Annotated in this window: 15 protein-coding genes; 9 read left to right on the forward strand and 6 right to left on the reverse strand. The window is 70.9% G+C overall.

What is annotated here, in order from left to right; translation table 11 throughout:
• Positions 1–50: 50 nt before the first annotated feature.
• A complete protein-coding gene (locus KKZ08_RS23020) occupies positions 51–1,316 on the reverse strand; it encodes a methyltransferase domain-containing protein (protein ID WP_223776244.1) in 1,266 nt (421 codons plus the stop codon).
• 82 nt (positions 1,317–1,398) lie between these two features.
• Between KKZ08_RS23020 and KKZ08_RS23025 the strand changes: the two genes are divergently transcribed.
• The 3 genes from KKZ08_RS23025 (at position 1,399) to groL (ending at position 4,867) form a co-directional block, all read left to right on the forward strand.
• Entirely contained in the window at positions 1,399–2,325 is a 927-nt protein-coding gene (locus tag KKZ08_RS23025; protein WP_223776245.1) for a polysaccharide deacetylase family protein, read from the forward strand.
• A gap of 488 nt (positions 2,326–2,813) precedes the next feature.
• Positions 2,814–3,122, forward strand: coding sequence for a co-chaperone GroES (gene groES, locus KKZ08_RS23030; protein ID WP_017239619.1), 309 nt, complete (start codon positions 2,814–2,816; stop codon positions 3,120–3,122).
• 116 nt (positions 3,123–3,238) lie between these two features.
• Positions 3,239–4,867: a chaperonin GroEL gene (gene groL, locus KKZ08_RS23035; RefSeq protein ID WP_223776246.1), complete on the forward strand. Its 1,629-nt coding sequence runs from the start codon at positions 3,239–3,241 to the stop codon at positions 4,865–4,867.
• A 189-nt stretch (positions 4,868–5,056) separates the two neighbouring features.
• Here groL and KKZ08_RS23040 read toward each other — a convergent pair whose 3' ends face one another.
• Positions 5,057–5,830, reverse strand: coding sequence for an SDR family oxidoreductase (locus KKZ08_RS23040; protein ID WP_223776247.1), 774 nt, complete (start codon positions 5,828–5,830; stop codon positions 5,057–5,059).
• A 58-nt stretch (positions 5,831–5,888) separates the two neighbouring features.
• Positions 5,889–6,566, reverse strand: a complete 678-nt coding sequence (locus tag KKZ08_RS23045; protein ID WP_223776248.1) for an MOSC domain-containing protein — start codon at positions 6,564–6,566, stop codon at positions 5,889–5,891.
• 82 nt (positions 6,567–6,648) lie between these two features.
• On the opposite strand from KKZ08_RS23045, the gene KKZ08_RS23050 reads away from it, so the two are divergent.
• On the forward strand, positions 6,649–7,578 hold the full coding sequence (locus tag KKZ08_RS23050) for a LysR family transcriptional regulator (RefSeq protein ID WP_223776249.1): 930 nt from the start codon (positions 6,649–6,651) through the stop codon (positions 7,576–7,578).
• Between the two features lie 81 nt (positions 7,579–7,659).
• Here the strand turns inward: KKZ08_RS23050 and KKZ08_RS23055 are convergent, their stop codons facing one another.
• Positions 7,660–7,989 carry a WhiB family transcriptional regulator gene (locus KKZ08_RS23055; protein WP_223776250.1) on the reverse strand — a complete coding sequence of 110 codons (330 nt, stop codon included), beginning with the start codon at positions 7,987–7,989 and terminating at the stop codon, positions 7,660–7,662.
• A 389-nt stretch (positions 7,990–8,378) separates the two neighbouring features.
• Between KKZ08_RS23055 and KKZ08_RS23060 the strand changes: the two genes are divergently transcribed.
• The 4 genes from KKZ08_RS23060 (at position 8,379) to KKZ08_RS23075 (ending at position 12,713) form a co-directional block, all read left to right on the forward strand.
• The gene (locus KKZ08_RS23060; protein ID WP_003948568.1) at positions 8,379–8,990 is read left to right on the forward strand and encodes a response regulator transcription factor; all 612 of its coding nucleotides are present in this window, start codon (positions 8,379–8,381) and stop codon (positions 8,988–8,990) included.
• A gap of 266 nt (positions 8,991–9,256) precedes the next feature.
• On the forward strand, positions 9,257–9,832 hold the full coding sequence (locus tag KKZ08_RS23065) for a sigma-70 family RNA polymerase sigma factor (RefSeq protein WP_127909693.1): 576 nt from the start codon (positions 9,257–9,259) through the stop codon (positions 9,830–9,832).
• A 127-nt stretch (positions 9,833–9,959) separates the two neighbouring features.
• Positions 9,960–11,477, forward strand: a complete 1,518-nt coding sequence (gene guaB / locus KKZ08_RS23070; RefSeq protein ID WP_223776251.1) for an IMP dehydrogenase — start codon at positions 9,960–9,962, stop codon at positions 11,475–11,477.
• Between the two features lie 111 nt (positions 11,478–11,588).
• The gene (locus KKZ08_RS23075) at positions 11,589–12,713 is read left to right on the forward strand and encodes a GuaB3 family IMP dehydrogenase-related protein (protein WP_223776252.1); all 1,125 of its coding nucleotides are present in this window, start codon (positions 11,589–11,591) and stop codon (positions 12,711–12,713) included.
• A 71-nt stretch (positions 12,714–12,784) separates the two neighbouring features.
• On the opposite strand, the gene KKZ08_RS23080 is transcribed toward KKZ08_RS23075, so the two are convergent.
• Positions 12,785–14,038: a nucleotide sugar dehydrogenase gene (locus tag KKZ08_RS23080; protein WP_223776253.1), complete on the reverse strand. Its 1,254-nt coding sequence runs from the start codon at positions 14,036–14,038 to the stop codon at positions 12,785–12,787.
• 228 nt (positions 14,039–14,266) lie between these two features.
• On the opposite strand from KKZ08_RS23080, the gene KKZ08_RS23085 reads away from it, so the two are divergent.
• Entirely contained in the window at positions 14,267–15,976 is a 1,710-nt protein-coding gene (locus KKZ08_RS23085) for a glycerol-3-phosphate dehydrogenase/oxidase (protein WP_223776254.1), read from the forward strand.
• A gap of 73 nt (positions 15,977–16,049) precedes the next feature.
• Here KKZ08_RS23085 and KKZ08_RS23090 read toward each other — a convergent pair whose 3' ends face one another.
• Positions 16,050–16,295 (reverse strand): hypothetical protein, encoded by a 246-nt coding sequence (locus KKZ08_RS23090; RefSeq protein WP_223776255.1) that lies wholly within the window; start codon positions 16,293–16,295, stop codon positions 16,050–16,052.
• Between the last annotated feature and the right edge of the window lie 125 nt (positions 16,296–16,420).

Here is a 16,420-nt window from a genome sequence, read left to right on the forward strand (position 1 = left end):
CGCGGGCAAGAACGGCCCCCAGGCGCCCGGCAGGCAGAACAGACGCCCGGTCAGACCGGAGCCGTCGGGTGTCCGATCAGCATCATCGGCGCCCCCGCCACCCGCGTCAGGAACACCGTCGCCGCGTTCTTGCCCCGGGGCTTCACCTTCCGCCGCAGTTCCTCCGGCTCCACCGCCGAGCCCCGCTTCTTCACCGTGAGGATCCCGACCTCCCGCTCCCGCAGCAGGGCCTTCAGCTTCTTCACGCCGAAGGGCAGCTGATCGGTGATCTCGTACGCGACGGCGTACGGCGTCGCGTGCAGCTCGTCGGAGGTGACGTACGCGATGGTCTCGTCGATCAGTCCGCCGGCGACCCGGGCCGCGACCTCGGCGACCAGATGCGCGCGGATGACGGCGCCGTCCGGCTCGTACAGGTACCGCCCCACGGGGCGCACCTCGGGGTCGGGCAGCATCGTGGCGAGCGGGCTCCGCAGGGAGGCGCCGCCGGGCAGCAGCGTCGCGCGGTGCGAGGCGGGGGAGTCCGTGCCGAACCACAGCACGGCCTCCTTCACGTCACCGCCGTCCGAGATCCACTCGGCCTCGGCCTCGGCGGGGACCGCCTCGTGCGGGATGCCGGGGGCGATCTTCAGCGCGGCGCGCGGGGCCTTGCGGGCCGCCTCGACCGCCCACGACAGCGGCGGGGAGTAGGACTCCGGGTCGAAGATGCGGCCCCGCCCCGAGGACCGCCGCGCCGGGTCGACGAACACCGCGTCGTACGCCGAGGTGTCCACGTCGGTGACGTCGGCCTCGCGCACCTCGATCAGGTCGGCGAGGCCGAGCGCTTCCGCGTTGGCCCGGGCGACCGCGCAGGTCAACGGGTCACGGTCGACGGCGAGTACGGAGATCCCGGCCCGCGCCAGGGCGATCGCGTCGCCGCCGATGCCGCAGCACAGGTCCGCGAGAGAGCGCACCCCGAGGGCCTTGAAACGCTCCGCGCGGTGCGTGGCGACGGAGGCGCGGGTGGACTGCTCGACCCCGTTCGGCGTGAAGAACATCCGGGCCGCGTCCTCGGCGCCGAACTTCGCCGCGGCCCGCGTGCGCAGCCGCGCCTGGGCGAGGGCGGCGGAGACCAGCGGCGCCGGGTAGGTACGGCGCAGCCGGGTGGCGGCGGCGAGCTCCTGCGCGGGTTCGACGTCTCGCACCTGGTCGAGCAGGGCCCGGCCCGTGCCGGTGCGCAGGGCGGCGAAGGCGGCGAGGGGATCGCCGAGGCCGGCGTCGCCGTCGGCGTGGTCGGCTGCGGGGCTGCTCGGCGTGTTCGGGGCGTTCACCTGCCCCATTGTGGGCCAGTCGGTGGACGGTGTGCGGCGGGCGGCGGTGTCGGCCCCCCGGCCGGGCGGTGAACTGCGAGGATCCGGCGCCATGCAACTCGTACGACAAAACGAAGAATGCGCCGTAAGACGGAAGAATCAGGCGCGTGCCGTGGTGGCCGCCCTGACCGTCGCGGCGATCGCCTCGGGCTGCGTCTCCGAGGGTGACTCCGATGCCGTGCGGCCCGCCCACGGCGTGCAGCCGCTCCAGGCACCGCCCGCCCGGGCCCTCGACTCCTACGCCCGCCAGCTCGGCGCCGCCCAGGCCGCGCGCGTCGCCGCCGCCAAGCGCTGGGGGCTGGCCAAGACACCGCTGACCGCGCCCGAGCCGCCCGCGACCAAGCCGCGGATCAAGGCCCGCAAGGGGTTCGAGGTCAGGGGCCAGGCGAAGCTGCCGCCGGTCTTCACGACGATCCCGACCAAGAAGAAGGTCGTCTTCCTGACCATCGACGACGGCGCCGAAAAGGACCGGGCGTTTCTGCGGATGATGAGCGACCTGAAGATCCCGTACACCGCCTTCCTCAGCAACTACCTGGTCAAGGAGGACTACGGCTACTTCAGGAAGATGCAGGACCGCGGTGTCGCCCTGAACAACCACACCCTCAACCACCCGTACCTGCCCGGACTCTCGTACAAGCGGCAACGCCACGAGATCTGCGGCATGCAGAAGGTCATCGAGAAGCGCTACGGCAAGCGGCCCGAACTCTTCCGGCCGCCGTACGGCAACTACAACCGGGACACGCTGCGGGCCGCCAAGTCCTGCGGCATCAAGGCGGTGCCGCTGTGGAACGCGGAGGCCTTCGCCAACCGCATGGACTACCGCGAGTGGGACCGTGACCTGCACCCCGGCGACATCATCCTCACCCACTTCCGAGGCCGCGATGACTGGAAGGGCACCATGCCCGACATGGTCCGCCGGGTCATGAAGACGGTCACGAGCAAGGGGTACGCGGTGGCCAGGCTGGAGGACTACCTGTGACCCGGCGGGCGCGGGCACACCGCCGCCTCCTCGCCGGGGCCGTGCTGTGCGGAGTACTCGCGCCCGCGCTGTTGACGTCCTGCGCGGAATCGGTGGACCCGATCGAGCGTCTCGGCAGAAAGGCGGCCGAGAAGATGCCGCGCAAGGAGAAGCCGGGGACGCCCGGCTGCCGGCAGGCCCCGGAGGCAGGGCAGTCGCGCGCCGCGGCAACACCCACGGGGGAACTCGGGGCCCCGGAAACCCGTTGCCCGGGCAAGGCCAGTCCTGTGCCCGCCCGGCCGAGGAGCGCCGCGTCCCCGTGAGGCCCGACGCAGCCGGTTGGCACTCCGCTTGACCGAGTGCTAATCGCCGTCCTAGTCTCGCTTCTGGCACTCCCCGTTGGAGAGTGCCAACAGCGACGGGCAGGTCCGGCACCCGCGACGACGGATCCACCTGGTCGCCACACTCAGACTTGACCCCGTGAGATCTCCGAAGGGGGAGACCGGATCGTGACGACCACCAGCTCCAAGGTTGCCATCAAGCCGCTTGAGGACCGCATCGTGGTCCAGCCGCTCGATGCCGAGCAGACCACGGCCTCCGGCCTGGTCATTCCGGACACCGCCAAGGAGAAGCCCCAGGAGGGCGTCGTCCTGGCCGTGGGCCCGGGCCGCTTCGAGAACGGCGAGCGCCTGCCGCTCGACGTGAAGACCGGCGACATCGTGCTGTACAGCAAGTACGGCGGCACCGAGGTGAAGTACAACGGCGAGGAGTACCTCGTCCTCTCGGCTCGCGACGTGCTCGCGATCGTCGAGAAGTAGTTCACCCGAAGCAGAAGCATTGCTTTCGAGCTGCGCCCCTGGTCACCCCGCTGATTGCCGGGCGGCGAGGGGCGCAGTTCGTTCACCCGAGTTTTCGAGAGGGCTGAATCGCTCCCATGGCGAAGATCCTGAAGTTCGACGAGGACGCCCGTCGCGCCCTTGAGCGCGGCGTCAACAAGCTTGCCGACACGGTCAAGGTGACGATCGGCCCCCGTGGCCGCAACGTCGTCATCGACAAGAAGTTCGGCGCCCCCACCATCACCAACGACGGCGTCACCATCGCCCGTGAGGTCGAGGTCGAGGACCCGTACGAGAACCTCGGCGCCCAGCTGGTGAAGGAGGTGGCGACCAAGACCAACGACATCGCTGGTGACGGCACCACCACCGCCACCGTGCTCGCCCAGGCCCTGGTCAAGGAAGGCCTGCGCAACGTCGCCGCCGGCGCCTCCCCGGCCGCCCTGAAGAAGGGCATCGACGCCGCCGTCAAGGCCGTCTCCGAGGAGCTCCTCGCCACCGCCCGTCCGATCGACGACAAGGCCGACATCGCGGCCGTCGCCGGTCTGTCCGCCCAGGACCCGCAGGTCGGCGAGCTCATCGCCGAGGCGATGGACAAGGTCGGCAAGGACGGCGTCATCACCGTCGAGGAGTCCAACACCTTCGGCCTGGAGCTCGACTTCACCGAGGGCATGGCCTTCGACAAGGGCTACCTGTCGCCGTACATGGTGTCCGACCAGGAGCGTATGGAGGCCGTCCTCGACGACCCGTACATCCTGATCCACCAGGGCAAGATCTCCTCCATCCAGGACCTCCTGCCGCTGCTCGAGAAGGTCATCCAGGCCAACTCCTCGAAGCCGCTCCTGATCATCGCCGAGGACGTCGAGGGCGAGGCCCTGTCGACCCTGGTCGTGAACAAGATCCGCGGCACCTTCAACGCCGTCGCGGTGAAGGCCCCCGGCTTCGGCGACCGCCGCAAGGCGATGCTCGGCGACATGGCCACCCTCACCGGTGCCACCGTCATCGCCGAAGAGGTCGGCCTCAAGCTCGACCAGGTCGGTCTGGACGTGCTCGGCACCGCCCGCCGCGTCACCATCACCAAGGACGACACGACGATCGTCGACGGCGGCGGCAACAAGGCCGACGTCGAGGGCCGGGTCAACCAGATCAAGGCCGAGATCGAGGCCACGGACTCCGACTGGGACCGCGAGAAGCTCCAGGAGCGCCTCGCGAAGCTGGCCGGCGGCGTGTGCGTCATCAAGGTCGGCGCCGCCACCGAGGTGGAGCTGAAGGAGAAGAAGCACCGTCTGGAGGACGCCATCTCCGCGACCCGCGCCGCGGTCGAGGAGGGCATCGTCTCCGGTGGTGGCTCGTCCCTGGTCCACGCCGTCAAGGTCCTTGAGGGCAACCTCGGCAAGGAGGGCGACGAGGCCACCGGTGTCGCCGTCGTCCGCCGCGCCGCCGTCGAGCCGCTGCGCTGGATCGCCGAGAACGCCGGCCTGGAGGGTTACGTCATCACCTCCAAGGTCGCCGAGCTCGACAAGGGCTTCGGCTTCAACGCCGCGACCGGCGAGTACGGCGACCTGGTCAAGGCCGGCGTCATCGACCCGGTCAAGGTCACCCGTTCGGCCCTGGAGAACGCCGCGTCGATCGCTTCGCTGCTGCTGACGACCGAGACGCTGGTCGTCGAGAAGCCGGCGGAGGACGAGGGCGACGCGGGTCACGGCCACGGCCACGGTCACTCCCACTGACCGCTGCGCTCTGCCTGAACGGTGTACCGAGGCCCGGCTCCCCCCTTGCGGGGAGCCGGGCCTCGGCCCTTTCCGGGGGCGCGTCTGCCGGGTGGCTCTGCCTCTGCCGGGTGCAGGTCGTCTCTGGCTGGTCGCGCAGTTCCCCGCGCCCCTGACGGGGCGTGGCCCCGGCCCCGCCCAGGGCCAGGGCTACTGGGGGCCGTACTTCCGTCCCGTACGCGACGTGACCCCGCCCAGCAGAGACCTGGGCGTCAGCTTGGCCACGCCCATCAGGGCCTTGTACCGGGGGTCGGGGATCGAGACGACCTTGCCCCGGGCCAAGTCGGCCAGCGCCGCCGCGACCAGCTTGTCCGCGTCGAGCCACATCCAGTCGGGGATGTTGGACGTGCCCATGCCGGCACGCTCATGGAACTCCGTACGGACGAAGCCGGGGCACAGCGCCATCAGCCGCACCCCACTGCCCGCCAGATCCTTCGCCGCGCCCTGCGTGAACTGCACGACCCACGCCTTCGAAGCGCCGTACGTGCCACGCGGCAGGAACGCCGCGACCGACGCGACGTTCACCACACCGCCCCGGCCCCGCTCCCGCATCGATTCCACGGCCGCCGACGTCAGCCGCAGCACCGCCTCGCAGTGCACCTTGAGCATGGTCAGCTCGTCGGCCATGGGGACTTCCAGGTACCGGCCCTTGTTGCCGAAGCCCGCGTTGTTGATCAGCAGATCGACCGCGTCCCTGCGGTTCGAGAGCCGCTTCTCGACCGCTTCGATGCCGTCGTCCGTCGAGAGGTCGGCGGTGAGCACCTCCGCCTCGATGCCGTGCCGGTCGTGCAGCTCGGTCGCCTGCTCCCGCAGCCGCTTGGTGTCGCGCGCCACCAGGACGAGGTTGTGGCCGTCACCGGCGAGGCGTCGCGCGAAGGCGGCGCCGATGCCGGCGGTTGATCCCGTAATCAGAGCCGTAGTCATGGACCAAGGCTAGTGAGATCCGGTGACGGCCGTGCCGCGCGGACGTCAGGCCTCCGGATCACGAGGCCCCCGCGCCGGAGCGCGCCGCGTATGTGCGCGCCCGCTCGGCCACCTCGGGGTGCAGCGCCTCGCCCGCGTCGAGCAGCCGCGGCAGCAGCGTGTTCTCCGTCATGACGGCGCGGAACTGGAGGGCGACGGTGACCTCGTGCGCCGGGCGGTGCAGGATCTCGACGGCGTCCCCGGCCTTGATCTCACCCGGCTCGATCACCCGGAAATAGGCGCCGGGAACGCCTTCCCGGGTGAACCGCTTCACCCACCCCCGCTCGCCGAGATGGCCCTGGAACGTACGGCAGGGAATGCGGCCGCTCGTCACTTCGAGCACCAGACCGGAGCCGATCCGCCAGCGCTCGCCGATCTTCGCGCCGCTCACGTCGATCCCGGACGTCGTGAGGTTCTCGCCGAAGGAGCCGTCGGGCAGGGACCGCCCGAGCGTGCGCTCCCAGGCGTCGAGGTCCTCGCGGGCGTAGGCGTACACCGCCTGGTCGTCTCCGCCGTGGTGGCGCAGGTCGCTGACCGAGTCACCGGCCAGACCGCTGCCGGCGACGCCCTTGGGGCCCGGTGCGCTCACCTTGACCGGTCCTGCGGCCGGGCGCTTGGCGATGCCGGTGCGGCCCGAGGGGGCGTCGGTGTACGGGACGGCTTCGGAACGGCCCAGGTTCACAGACAGAAGCTTCATGACGCGGCAGCGTAGGCGCAACGGCCTCAAAGGCGCGACCGAATATTTCGCTTCATGCCCAAGCATCGCTTATGCTCGGACCGTGATCGAGGCCCGTCATCTCCGTGTCCTGCGCGCCGTGGCCACCACCGGCTCCTTCTCGGCGGCGGCCCGCGAGCTCGGCTGCACCCAGCCCGCCGTGAGCCAGCAGATGAAGGCCCTCGAAGCCTCGACCGGGACGCCGCTGCTGATCCGCACCGGCCGTGAGATGCGCCTGACCCAGGCGGGCGAGGCCCTGGTCAGGCACGCCACGGGCATCCTCGCCGGGCTCACCGCCGCGGAGGAGGAGATCGCCGCCATCGCGGGCCTGCGCGCGGGCCGGGTCCGTCTCGTCTCCTTCCCCAGCGGCAGCTCGACGCTGGTGCCCGGCGCCCTCGCGGCGCTGCGCGCGGCACACCCCGGCACGCGCGTGTCCCTCGTGGAGGCCGAGCCGCCGCGCTCGGTGGAGATGCTGCGCGAGGGCGACTGCGACGTGGCGCTGGCCTTCCGGTACGAGGGGCGGCGTGAAGCGCCTCAGGGCAGGGGCGGTGGTGTGGCCGCCGCCGAGGAGTGGGACGACCTCGTCGTGCGCCCCCTGCTCGCGGACCGGCTCGTCGGGCTCGTACCCGAGGGGCACCGGCTCGCGGGGGCCGACGCGGTCACCATCGGGGAGTTCGCCGATGAGCCGTGGATCGCGGGCTGCCCGCGCTGCCGACGGCAGTTGGTGGAGGTCTGTGAGGGGGCCGGCTTCGTGCCCCGGATCGATTTCGCGACCGACGACTATCCGGCGGTGATCGGCCTGGTCGGCGCGGGCCTCGGGGTGGCCGTGCTGCCCGAGCTCGCGATCGAGTCGGTGCGCCCGAGGGGTGCCCGCACGGTGACGGTGGAGCCTGCCGTGCGGCGGGAGATCGTGGCGCTCACGCTGCCGGACCTGGCGCAGGTGCCGGCCGTCGCCGCCACGCTGGACCACCTCGCGCGGGCCGCGGCCCGCTGAGCGCGGCGCACCGAGGGGCCGTGAGGCTCCGAGGGGCCAGGCCCCACCGGGAAACCGGGCCCAATCCGAAGAAACGTTACTTCAGTGGTGGGACGGGGCTCTCCCCGGCGACGCGGTCGCCGTGACCAGGCGGTTGCGCGCCCGCCCCATGAGTTCCTCGCGCTCGTCCTCCGTCAGTCCGCCCCACACGCCGTACGGCTCGCGCACCGCGAGCGCGTGAGCGGCGCACTCCGCGCGTACCGGGCACCGCATGCAGACCTCCTTGGCGGAGTTCTCTCGTGCGCTGCGCGCCGCGCCCCGCTCGCCCTCCGGGTGGAAGAAGAGCGAGCTGTCGACCCCGCGGCAGGCCGCGAGGAGCTGCCAGTCCCACAGATCTGCGTTCGGTCCGGGAAGGCGGGAGAAATCTGCCATTGCTGGTCCCCTTGAAGCCGTTCTGACGCGGATAGGTGCCCACGACCGTACATCTACTGTCTAAGGAGATGAAAATATGACTCATTGCGAATCTAGCCATAGACACCGGTAAATGGGAAGAAAAGCCGCTAAATGGGGCATAGCTTGTGATGAAACGTTGAGGGTCTCCCGCGCGCTCTGCTCCGTGTCCGGGCCCTCACGTAGAGTGCCGAAGATGACTGACAGCCCCGTAACTCTTTCGGGTGACCGTCGTTGAGAGTGCGGAGGCGGTTGAAAGAACAAGCGCTCGGGCAGGTGTCCGAGAGCGTCAACCGCACAGGTGACGAATAAGTACCAGCCTGGAGGCTCAAGGTGACGCGCAGCAGCTGTGAGAGCCGCGGAGGACAGTCATGACATCCGTCCTCGTCTGCGACGACTCCCCGCTTGCCCGAGAGGCGCTCCGCCGGGCGGTCGCGACCGTGCCCGGCGTCGAGCGCGTGACGACGGCGGCCAACGGCGAGGAAGTCCTCCGCCGCTGGGGCGCCGACCGCTCGGACCTGATTCTGATGGACGTACGCATGCCTGGTCTGGGCGGCGTGGAGACCGTCCGGCGGCTGCTGTCCGCCGACCCCGGTGCGCGCATCATCATGCTCACCGTCGCCGAGGACCTCGACGGGGTCGCGCTCGCGGTCGCCGCCGGTGCCCGCGGCTATCTGCACAAGGACGCCTCGCGCGCCGAACTGCGCGCGACGGTCACGCAGGCGCTCGCCGACCCGACGTGGCGGCTCGCCCCGCGCAGACTGCGCTCGGCCGAGATGGGCGCCGCGCCCACGCTGACCGCGCGCGAGATCCAGGTGCTCGAAGGCATGAGCCACGGCCGGTCGAACGCGGAGATCGGGCGCGAGCTCTTCCTCTCCGAGGACACCGTGAAGACACACGCCAGGCGGCTCTTCAAGAAGCTCGGTGCCTCGGACCGGGCGCACGCGGTCGCGCTCGGTTTCCGCTGGGGTCTGGTCCGCTGAGTGCGCCGCAGCGGGGGCGTGGCGCTCCCCGCCCGCCGCTCGGTGGGCGGGGCGACGGACGCCCGCTTTCGACCTTTTCGAGAGCGGTTGCCGTCGCTTCGCCGCCGATGCCGCATCCTTGAGGTGTGGAGTTCCTCGGGGACGAGTCGATCGAGCGGGAGGGGAGGGCGCAGGAGATGAGTTCCGGCGCACCTGCTCATAACGCTTCAGTGCACAACTACGGACGCGGTGCCACGGATCAGTCGCCACCAAGGCACCATGGACCGATGCGCGATGACAAGACGACGGTGATCGGTGCCCTCGTCCTTCGCGCCGTTGAGGGCGACGAACAGGCCACGCACGACCTGCTGGCGCACGTGCACCCGCTGGCCCTGCGGTACTGCCGCACCCGGCTGTCCCGGCTGCCGGGTGACGCGCGCCACTTCGTGGAGGACCTGGCACAGGAGGTCTGCGTCGCGGTGCTCCTCGCGCTGCCGCGCTACAAGGACACCGGGCGGCCCTTCGAGGCGTTCGTCTTCGCGATCGCCGCGCACAAGGTGGCCGATCTGCAGCGCGCGGCGATGCGCCATCCCGGATCCACCGCCGTGCCCTCCGACGAGATGCCCGAGCGGCCCGACGACTCGCTCGGCCCGGAGGAGCGCGCCCTGCTCAGCAGTGACGCGGAGTGGGCCAAGAAGCTCCTCGCCAACCTTCCGGAGAACCAGCGCGAGCTGTTGCTGCTCAGGATCGCCGTCGGGCTCACGGCCGAGGAGACCGGACAGATGCTGGGCATGTCGCCCGGCGCGGTGCGGGTGGCCCAGCACCGGGCGCTGAGCCGCCTGAGGGCGCTCGCCGAGCAGTAGGCACCTGCCCGCGGGCAGACGTACGAACGTACAAAGAACGCCGATGATCTTGATCGTGGAATGAGACACCCTCCGTTCCCGTTAGCATGGACATCCGCACCGATCAAGGCCATTTGGGGAAGGTGTCATGACTGCAAACGGCGGTTCTTCGACTGGGGTGCCCGAGAAATTCGCGACACTCGGGCTGACCTACGACGACGTGCTGCTGCTGCCGGGCGCGTCGGACATGGCGCCCGACCAGATCGACACTTCCTCGTTCATCTCGAAGAACGTGCGCGTGAACGTTCCGCTGCTGTCGGCCGCGATGGACAAGGTCACCGAGGCCCGCATGGCGATCGCCATGGCGCGCCAGGGCGGCGTCGGCGTGCTGCACCGCAACCTCTCCATCGCCGACCAGGCCAACCAGGTCGACCTGGTGAAGCGCTCCGAGTCCGGCATGGTCACCGACCCGATCACGGTGCACCCGGACGCGACGCTCGGCGAGGCCGACGCGATCTGCGCGAAGTTCCGCATCAGCGGCGTCCCGGTGACCGACGCGGCGGGCAAGCTGCTCGGCATCGTCACCAACCGCGACATGGCCTTCGAGAACGACCGCAGCCGCCAGGTCCGCGAGGTCATGACGCCGATGCCGCTGGTCACCGGCAAGGTCGGCATCTCCGGCGTGGACGCCATGGAGCTGCTGCGCCGCCACAAGATCGAGAAGCTTCCGCTGGTCGACGACGCGGGCGTCCTCAAGGGCCTCATCACGGTCAAGGACTTCGTGAAGGCCGAGAAGTACCCGAACGCCGCCAAGGACGGCGAGGGCCGCCTCCTGGTCGGCGCCGCCGTCGGTGTCGCGGGTGACGCCTTCGAGCGCGCCCAGGCGCTGGTCGCCGCGGGCGTCGACTTCATCGTCGTCGACACCGCGCACGGCCACTCCCGCCTGGTCGGCGACATGGTCGCCAAGATCAAGTCGGACGCCCCGGGCGTCGACGTCATCGGCGGCAACATCGCCACGCGCGAGGGCGCCCAGGCGCTCATCGACGCCGGTGTCGACGGCATCAAGGTCGGCGTCGGCCCCGGCTCCATCTGCACCACGCGTGTCGTCGCCGGCATCGGCGTACCGCAGGTGACGGCCATCTACGAGGCCTCGCTCGCCGCCAAGGAGGCCGGTGTCCCGGTCATCGGCGACGGCGGCCTGCAGTACTCCGGAGACATCGCCAAGGCGCTCGTCGCCGGCGCGGACACGGTCATGCTGGGCTCGCTGCTCGCCGGCTGCGAGGAGTCCCCGGGTGAGCTGATGTTCATCAACGGCAAGCAGTTCAAGTCCTACCGCGGCATGGGCTCGCTCGGCGCCATGCAGTCCCGCGGCGACCAGCGCTCCTTCTCCAAGGACCGCTACTTCCAGGAGGGCGTCGCCTCCGACGAGAAGCTGGTGCCCGAGGGCATCGAGGGCCAGGTGCCCTACCGCGGTCCCCTCTCCGCGGTCGTCCACCAGCTGGTCGGCGGCCTGCGCCAGTCGATGTTCTACGTGGGCGGGCGCACCGTCCCCGAGCTCCAGGCCAACGGCCGCTTCGTCCGCATCACGTCCGCGGGCCTCAAGGAGAGCCACCCGCACGACATCCAGATGACGGTCGAGGCGCCGAACTACAGCCGTAGCAAGTAGTCTCCTGCGCTCCACGCGCGCGTGGAGGGGCGGTCCCGCTCACCGGGGCCGCCCCTTCCGTGTGTGTCGGGGATACTGGACAGGCAGACCAAGAGGGAAAGGCCCCACAACGTGACTGAGATCGAGATCGGGCGCGGCAAGCGCGGCCGCCGCGCGTACGCCTTCGACGACATCGCCGTCGTACCGAGCCGGCGCACCCGCGACCCGAAGGAGGTCTCGATCGCGTGGCAGATCGACGCCTACCGCTTCGAGCTGCCCTTCCTGGCGGCCCCCATGGACTCGGTGGTCTCCCCGCAGACCGCCATCCGCATCGGTGAGATGGGCGGCCTCGGCGTCCTGAACCTGGAGGGCCTCTGGACGCGGTACGAGGACCCGCAGCCGCTGCTCGACGAGATCGCCGGTCTTGACTCGGAGACCGCCACCCGGCGCCTCCAGGAGATCTACTCCGCGCCGATCAAGGCCGACCTCATCGGGCAGCGCATCAAGGAGGTGCGCGACTCCGGTGTGGTCACCGCCGCCGCGCTCTCCCCGCAGCGCACCGCCGAGTTCTCCAAGGCCGTCGTGGACGCCGGGGTCGACATCTTCGTGATCCGCGGCACCACCGTCTCCGCCGAGCACGTCTCCGGCGCCGCCGAACCGCTGAACCTCAAGCAGTTCATCTACGAGCTCGACGTGCCGGTCATCGTGGGCGGCTGCGCCACCTACACCGCCGCCCTGCACCTGATGCGCACGGGCGCCGCCGGTGTCCTCGTCGGCTTCGGCGGCGGCGCCGCGCACACCACGCGCAACGTCCTCGGCATCCAGGTCCCGATGGCCACCGCCGTCGCCGACGTCGCGGCCGCCCGCCGCGACTACATGGACGAGTCCGGCGGCCGCTACGTGCACGTCATCGCCGACGGCGGCGTGGGCTGGTCCGGCGACCTGCCCAAGGCCATTGCGTGCGGCGCCGACGCCGTGATGGTGGGCTCCCCGCTCGCCCGCGCCACGGACGCGCCCGGCAAGGGCCACCACTGGGGCATGGAGGCCGTCCACGAGGACGTGCCGCGCGGCAAGAAGGTCGACCTCGGCACGGTCGGCACGACCGAGGAGATCCTCACCGGTCCCTCGCACATCCCGGACGGTTCGATGAACTTCTTCGGGGCGCTGCGCCGCGCGATGGCCACGACGGGCTACAGCGAGCTCAAGGAGTTCCAGCGCGTCGAGGTGACGGTCGCGGACTCGCAGCACAAGCGGTGACACTCCGTACGTCGTAGAAGGGCCCCGGTAGGTGTACCGGGGCCCTTTCTCGTACGTGCACGCGCGCGTGCCTAGAGGCGGTGCGCCGCGCCCGCCGGGGTCGCGCCGCGCGTGTCGAGCAGGAGCTGCGCCTTCACGGCCAGGCCTTGCAGGTCGTACGTGCGGTGGTGCTGGAGCAGGATCGTGAGGTCGGCGTCGGCCGCCGCCTCGTAGAGGGTGTCCGCGCGCGGGACGGGACGGCCGAGGATGCTCCAGTTCGGCACGTAGGGGTCGTGGTAGCTGACGGCCGCGCCCAGCTCCATCAGGCGGGTCGCCACCTCCTGGGCGGGGGCGCCCTGCTGGTCGGCGAGGTCCGGCTTGTAGGTGACGCCGAGGAGCAGGACGCGGGCGCCGCGGACGGACTTGCCGTGTTCGTTGAGCAGGGTCGCCGAGCGCTGGATGACGTAACTCGGCATGCGGTCGTTGACCTGCTGGGCCAGTTCGACCATGCGCAGGGGGCGGGCGCCGCGGGACGGGTTCGGGATGTCCAGGGGGACGCCGTGGCCGCCGACGCCGGGGCCGGGACGGAAGGCCTGGAAGCCGAAGGGCTTGGTCTCCGCGCACCGGATGACGTCCCACAGGTCGATGCCCAGGTCGTGGCAGAGCACCGCCATCTCGTTGACCAGGGCCATGTTGACGTGCCGGTAGTTGGTCTCCAGGAGGTGCACGGTCTCGGCCTCGCGGGGGCCACGGGCGCGTACGACCTTGTCGGTGAGGCGGCCGTAGAACGCGGCCGCCGATTCGGTGCAGGCCGGGGTGAGGCCGCCGATGACCTTGGGGGTGCCCGCGTAGCCGTGCGAGCGGTTGCCGGGGTCGAGGCGGCCCGGGGAGTAGGCGAGGTGGAAGTCGCGGCCGGCGCGCAGGCCCGAACCGGATTCGAGGATCGGACGGACGAATTCCTCGGTGCTCCCCGGGTACGCGGGGGATTCGAGGATCACGGTGGTGTGCGGGCGCAGGCGCACGGCCAGCGCCCGGGCGGCGTCGGCCACCTGGCTCAGGTCGAGCGAGCGGTCGGCGGCGGGCGGCGTGGGCGCGCAGATGACGGCGGTGCGCACCCGGCCGAGCTCGGCCGGGTCGGTGGTCGGCCGGAAGCCCCCCGAGAGCATCCGGCGGACGTCGGCGGCGGTGAGGGTGCCCTCGGCGCCGTCGCAGGGCAGGCGGCCGCCCGCCAGGTCGGGGGCGCGGGCGGGGTCATAGCCGATGGTGGCGATGCCGCGCGCGACGGCGGCCTGGGCGAGGGGCAGGCCGAGGTGGCCGAGACCGATGACGGCGAGATCTGCGGGCATGGCGGTGGGCCGTCCTCCCAGTAGCCGGAGCGGGACGAGCGCGCAAGCCCTGTGGACAAGGCGGACCAGCGCAATGTCAGACTAGGAGTAAATATGACCGTTTTGTGGCATTGCACTGCCATGCCGGTCCGGAGTGTTGTCCACAGGCTGCGGGCGAGATCGGCGGGCGCGGGAGAAATCTGGGCATGATGTGAGTCCGACCACACCCGATCACAGCGGGAGGCAGCGGTGAGGACAGCGACACTGGGGCCGGCGGAGCGTGCCGAGTCACTTGCGGGAATGGCCGAGAGGGAGCTGGACATCCTGGTGGTGGGCGCGGGGGTGGTCGGCGCCGGGACCGCCCTCGACGCGGTGACCCGCGGCCTGTCCACCGGCCTCGTCGAGGCCCGTGACTGGGCCTCGGGCACGTCGAGCCGGTCGAGCAAGCTGATCCACGGCGGGCTGCGCTATCTGGAGATGCTCGACTTCGCGCTCGTCCGGGAGGCGCTGAAGGAGCGCGGCCTGCTCCTGGAGCGGCTCGCCCCGCATCTGGTGAAGCCGGTGCCGTTCCTCTATCCCTTGCAGCACAAGGGCTGGGAGAGGCTGTACGCCGGCTCGGGCGTCGCGCTCTACGACGCCATGTCGATGTCGCGCGGACACGGCCGCGGCCTGCCCATGCACCGCCATCTGACGCGCCGCCACGCCCTGCGCGTCGCCCCGTGCCTGAAGAAGGACGCGCTGGTCGGCGCGATGCAGTACTACGACGCGCAGATGGACGACGCCCGCTATGTCGCCACCCTGGTGCGCACCGCTTCGGCGTATGGGGCGAAGGTCGCCAACCGCGCGCGGGTCACCGGCTTCCTGCGCGAGGGCGAGCGCGTGGTCGGCGCCCGGGTGCAGGACGTGGAGGGCGGCGGGGAGTACGAGGTCCGCGCCAAGCAGATCGTGAACGCCACGGGCGTGTGGACGGACGACACCCAGGCGATGGTCGGCGAACGCGGCCAGTTCCACGTCAGGGCGTCCAAAGGCATCCACCTGGTCGTCCCCAAGGACCGGATCAGCTCCTCGACCGGCCTGATCCTGCGGACCGAGAAGAGCGTCCTCTTTGTCATCCCCTGGGGGCGGCACTGGATCGTGGGCACGACCGACACGGACTGGGACCTCGACAAGGCCCACCCGGCCGCCTCCAGCGCCGACATCGACTACCTGCTCGAACACGTGAACACGGTGCTCGCGGTGCCGCTCTCCCGCGACGACGTCCAGGGGGTGTACGCGGGCCTTCGGCCGCTGCTCGCCGGCGAGTCGGACGCCACGAGCAAACTGTCGCGCGAACACACGGTCGCGCATCCGGCACCCGGCCTGGTGGTCGTCGCGGGCGGCAAGTACACGACGTACCGGGTGATGGCCAAGGACGCCGTCGACGAGGCCGTGCACGGCCTTGACCAGCGGGTCGCCGACTGCGTGACCGAGGACATCCCGCTGGTCGGTGCCGAGGGGTACAAAGCGCTGTGGAACGCCCGCGCGAGGATCGCCGCCCAGACGGGTCTTCATGTCGTGCGCGTGGAGCACCTGTTGAACCGCTACGGCTCGCTCGCCGAAGAGGTGCTCGAACTCATCACCACCGACCCGAAGCTGGGCGAGCCCCTGCCGGGAGCCGACGACTACCTCCGGGCCGAGGTCGTCTACGCCGCGTCACACGAGGGCGCCCGGCACCTCGACGACGTCCTGACCCGGCGGACCCGCATCTCCATCGAGACGTTCGACCGGGGCACGCGCAGCGCCCGGGAGTGCGCCGAGCTGATGGCGCCGGTCCTCGGCTGGGACAAGGACCAGATCGAGCGGGAGGTGCAGCACTACGAGAAGCGGGTGGAGGCCGAGCGGGAGTCGCAGCGCCAACCGGACGACCTGACGGCGGACGCGGCGCGGCTGGGCGCGCCGGACATCGCGCCGCTCGGTTAGCCGGGCGGATTCAGCCGGGCAGTTTCAGCCGGGCGGATTCCGAGCGCTGGCCCCGGAAAGCTGCGCGCCGGGGTTACGGGCCTTGTCCCACAGGGTTGTTGAGGCCCTGTGAGGGAGGATTGACGGCGGGGGCCGAGGGGCGTGGGGGTGGTGTGGAGCGCTCCCGGGGCAGGAGGGCCGCGGCCGGGGCCTTGCCGGGACCGGTGAGCAGCGGAAGAGTGGCATCCGTGGCCGACGCCGTGCGGTGCGGTGGGCCTGCCGTCAGGCAGATGAGGATCGCCGCCAGGATCACGGTCGCCGGTGAGCGCGGTGTCGGCATGGCACTTCCTCCCGGTACGCGGTCCCTCATGAGGGACGGTGGACCCTGGGCGCCGGCCGGTCCTTGAGTAAGGGACAATGAAGGCTCTGTCAGGGCGGGTTGCTCGGGTAGCAGCGGTAGCAGCA

The sequence above is a fragment of the Streptomyces sp. 135 genome, assembly GCF_020026305.1.
In the GTDB taxonomy this organism is placed as follows: domain Bacteria; phylum Actinomycetota; class Actinomycetes; order Streptomycetales; family Streptomycetaceae; genus Streptomyces.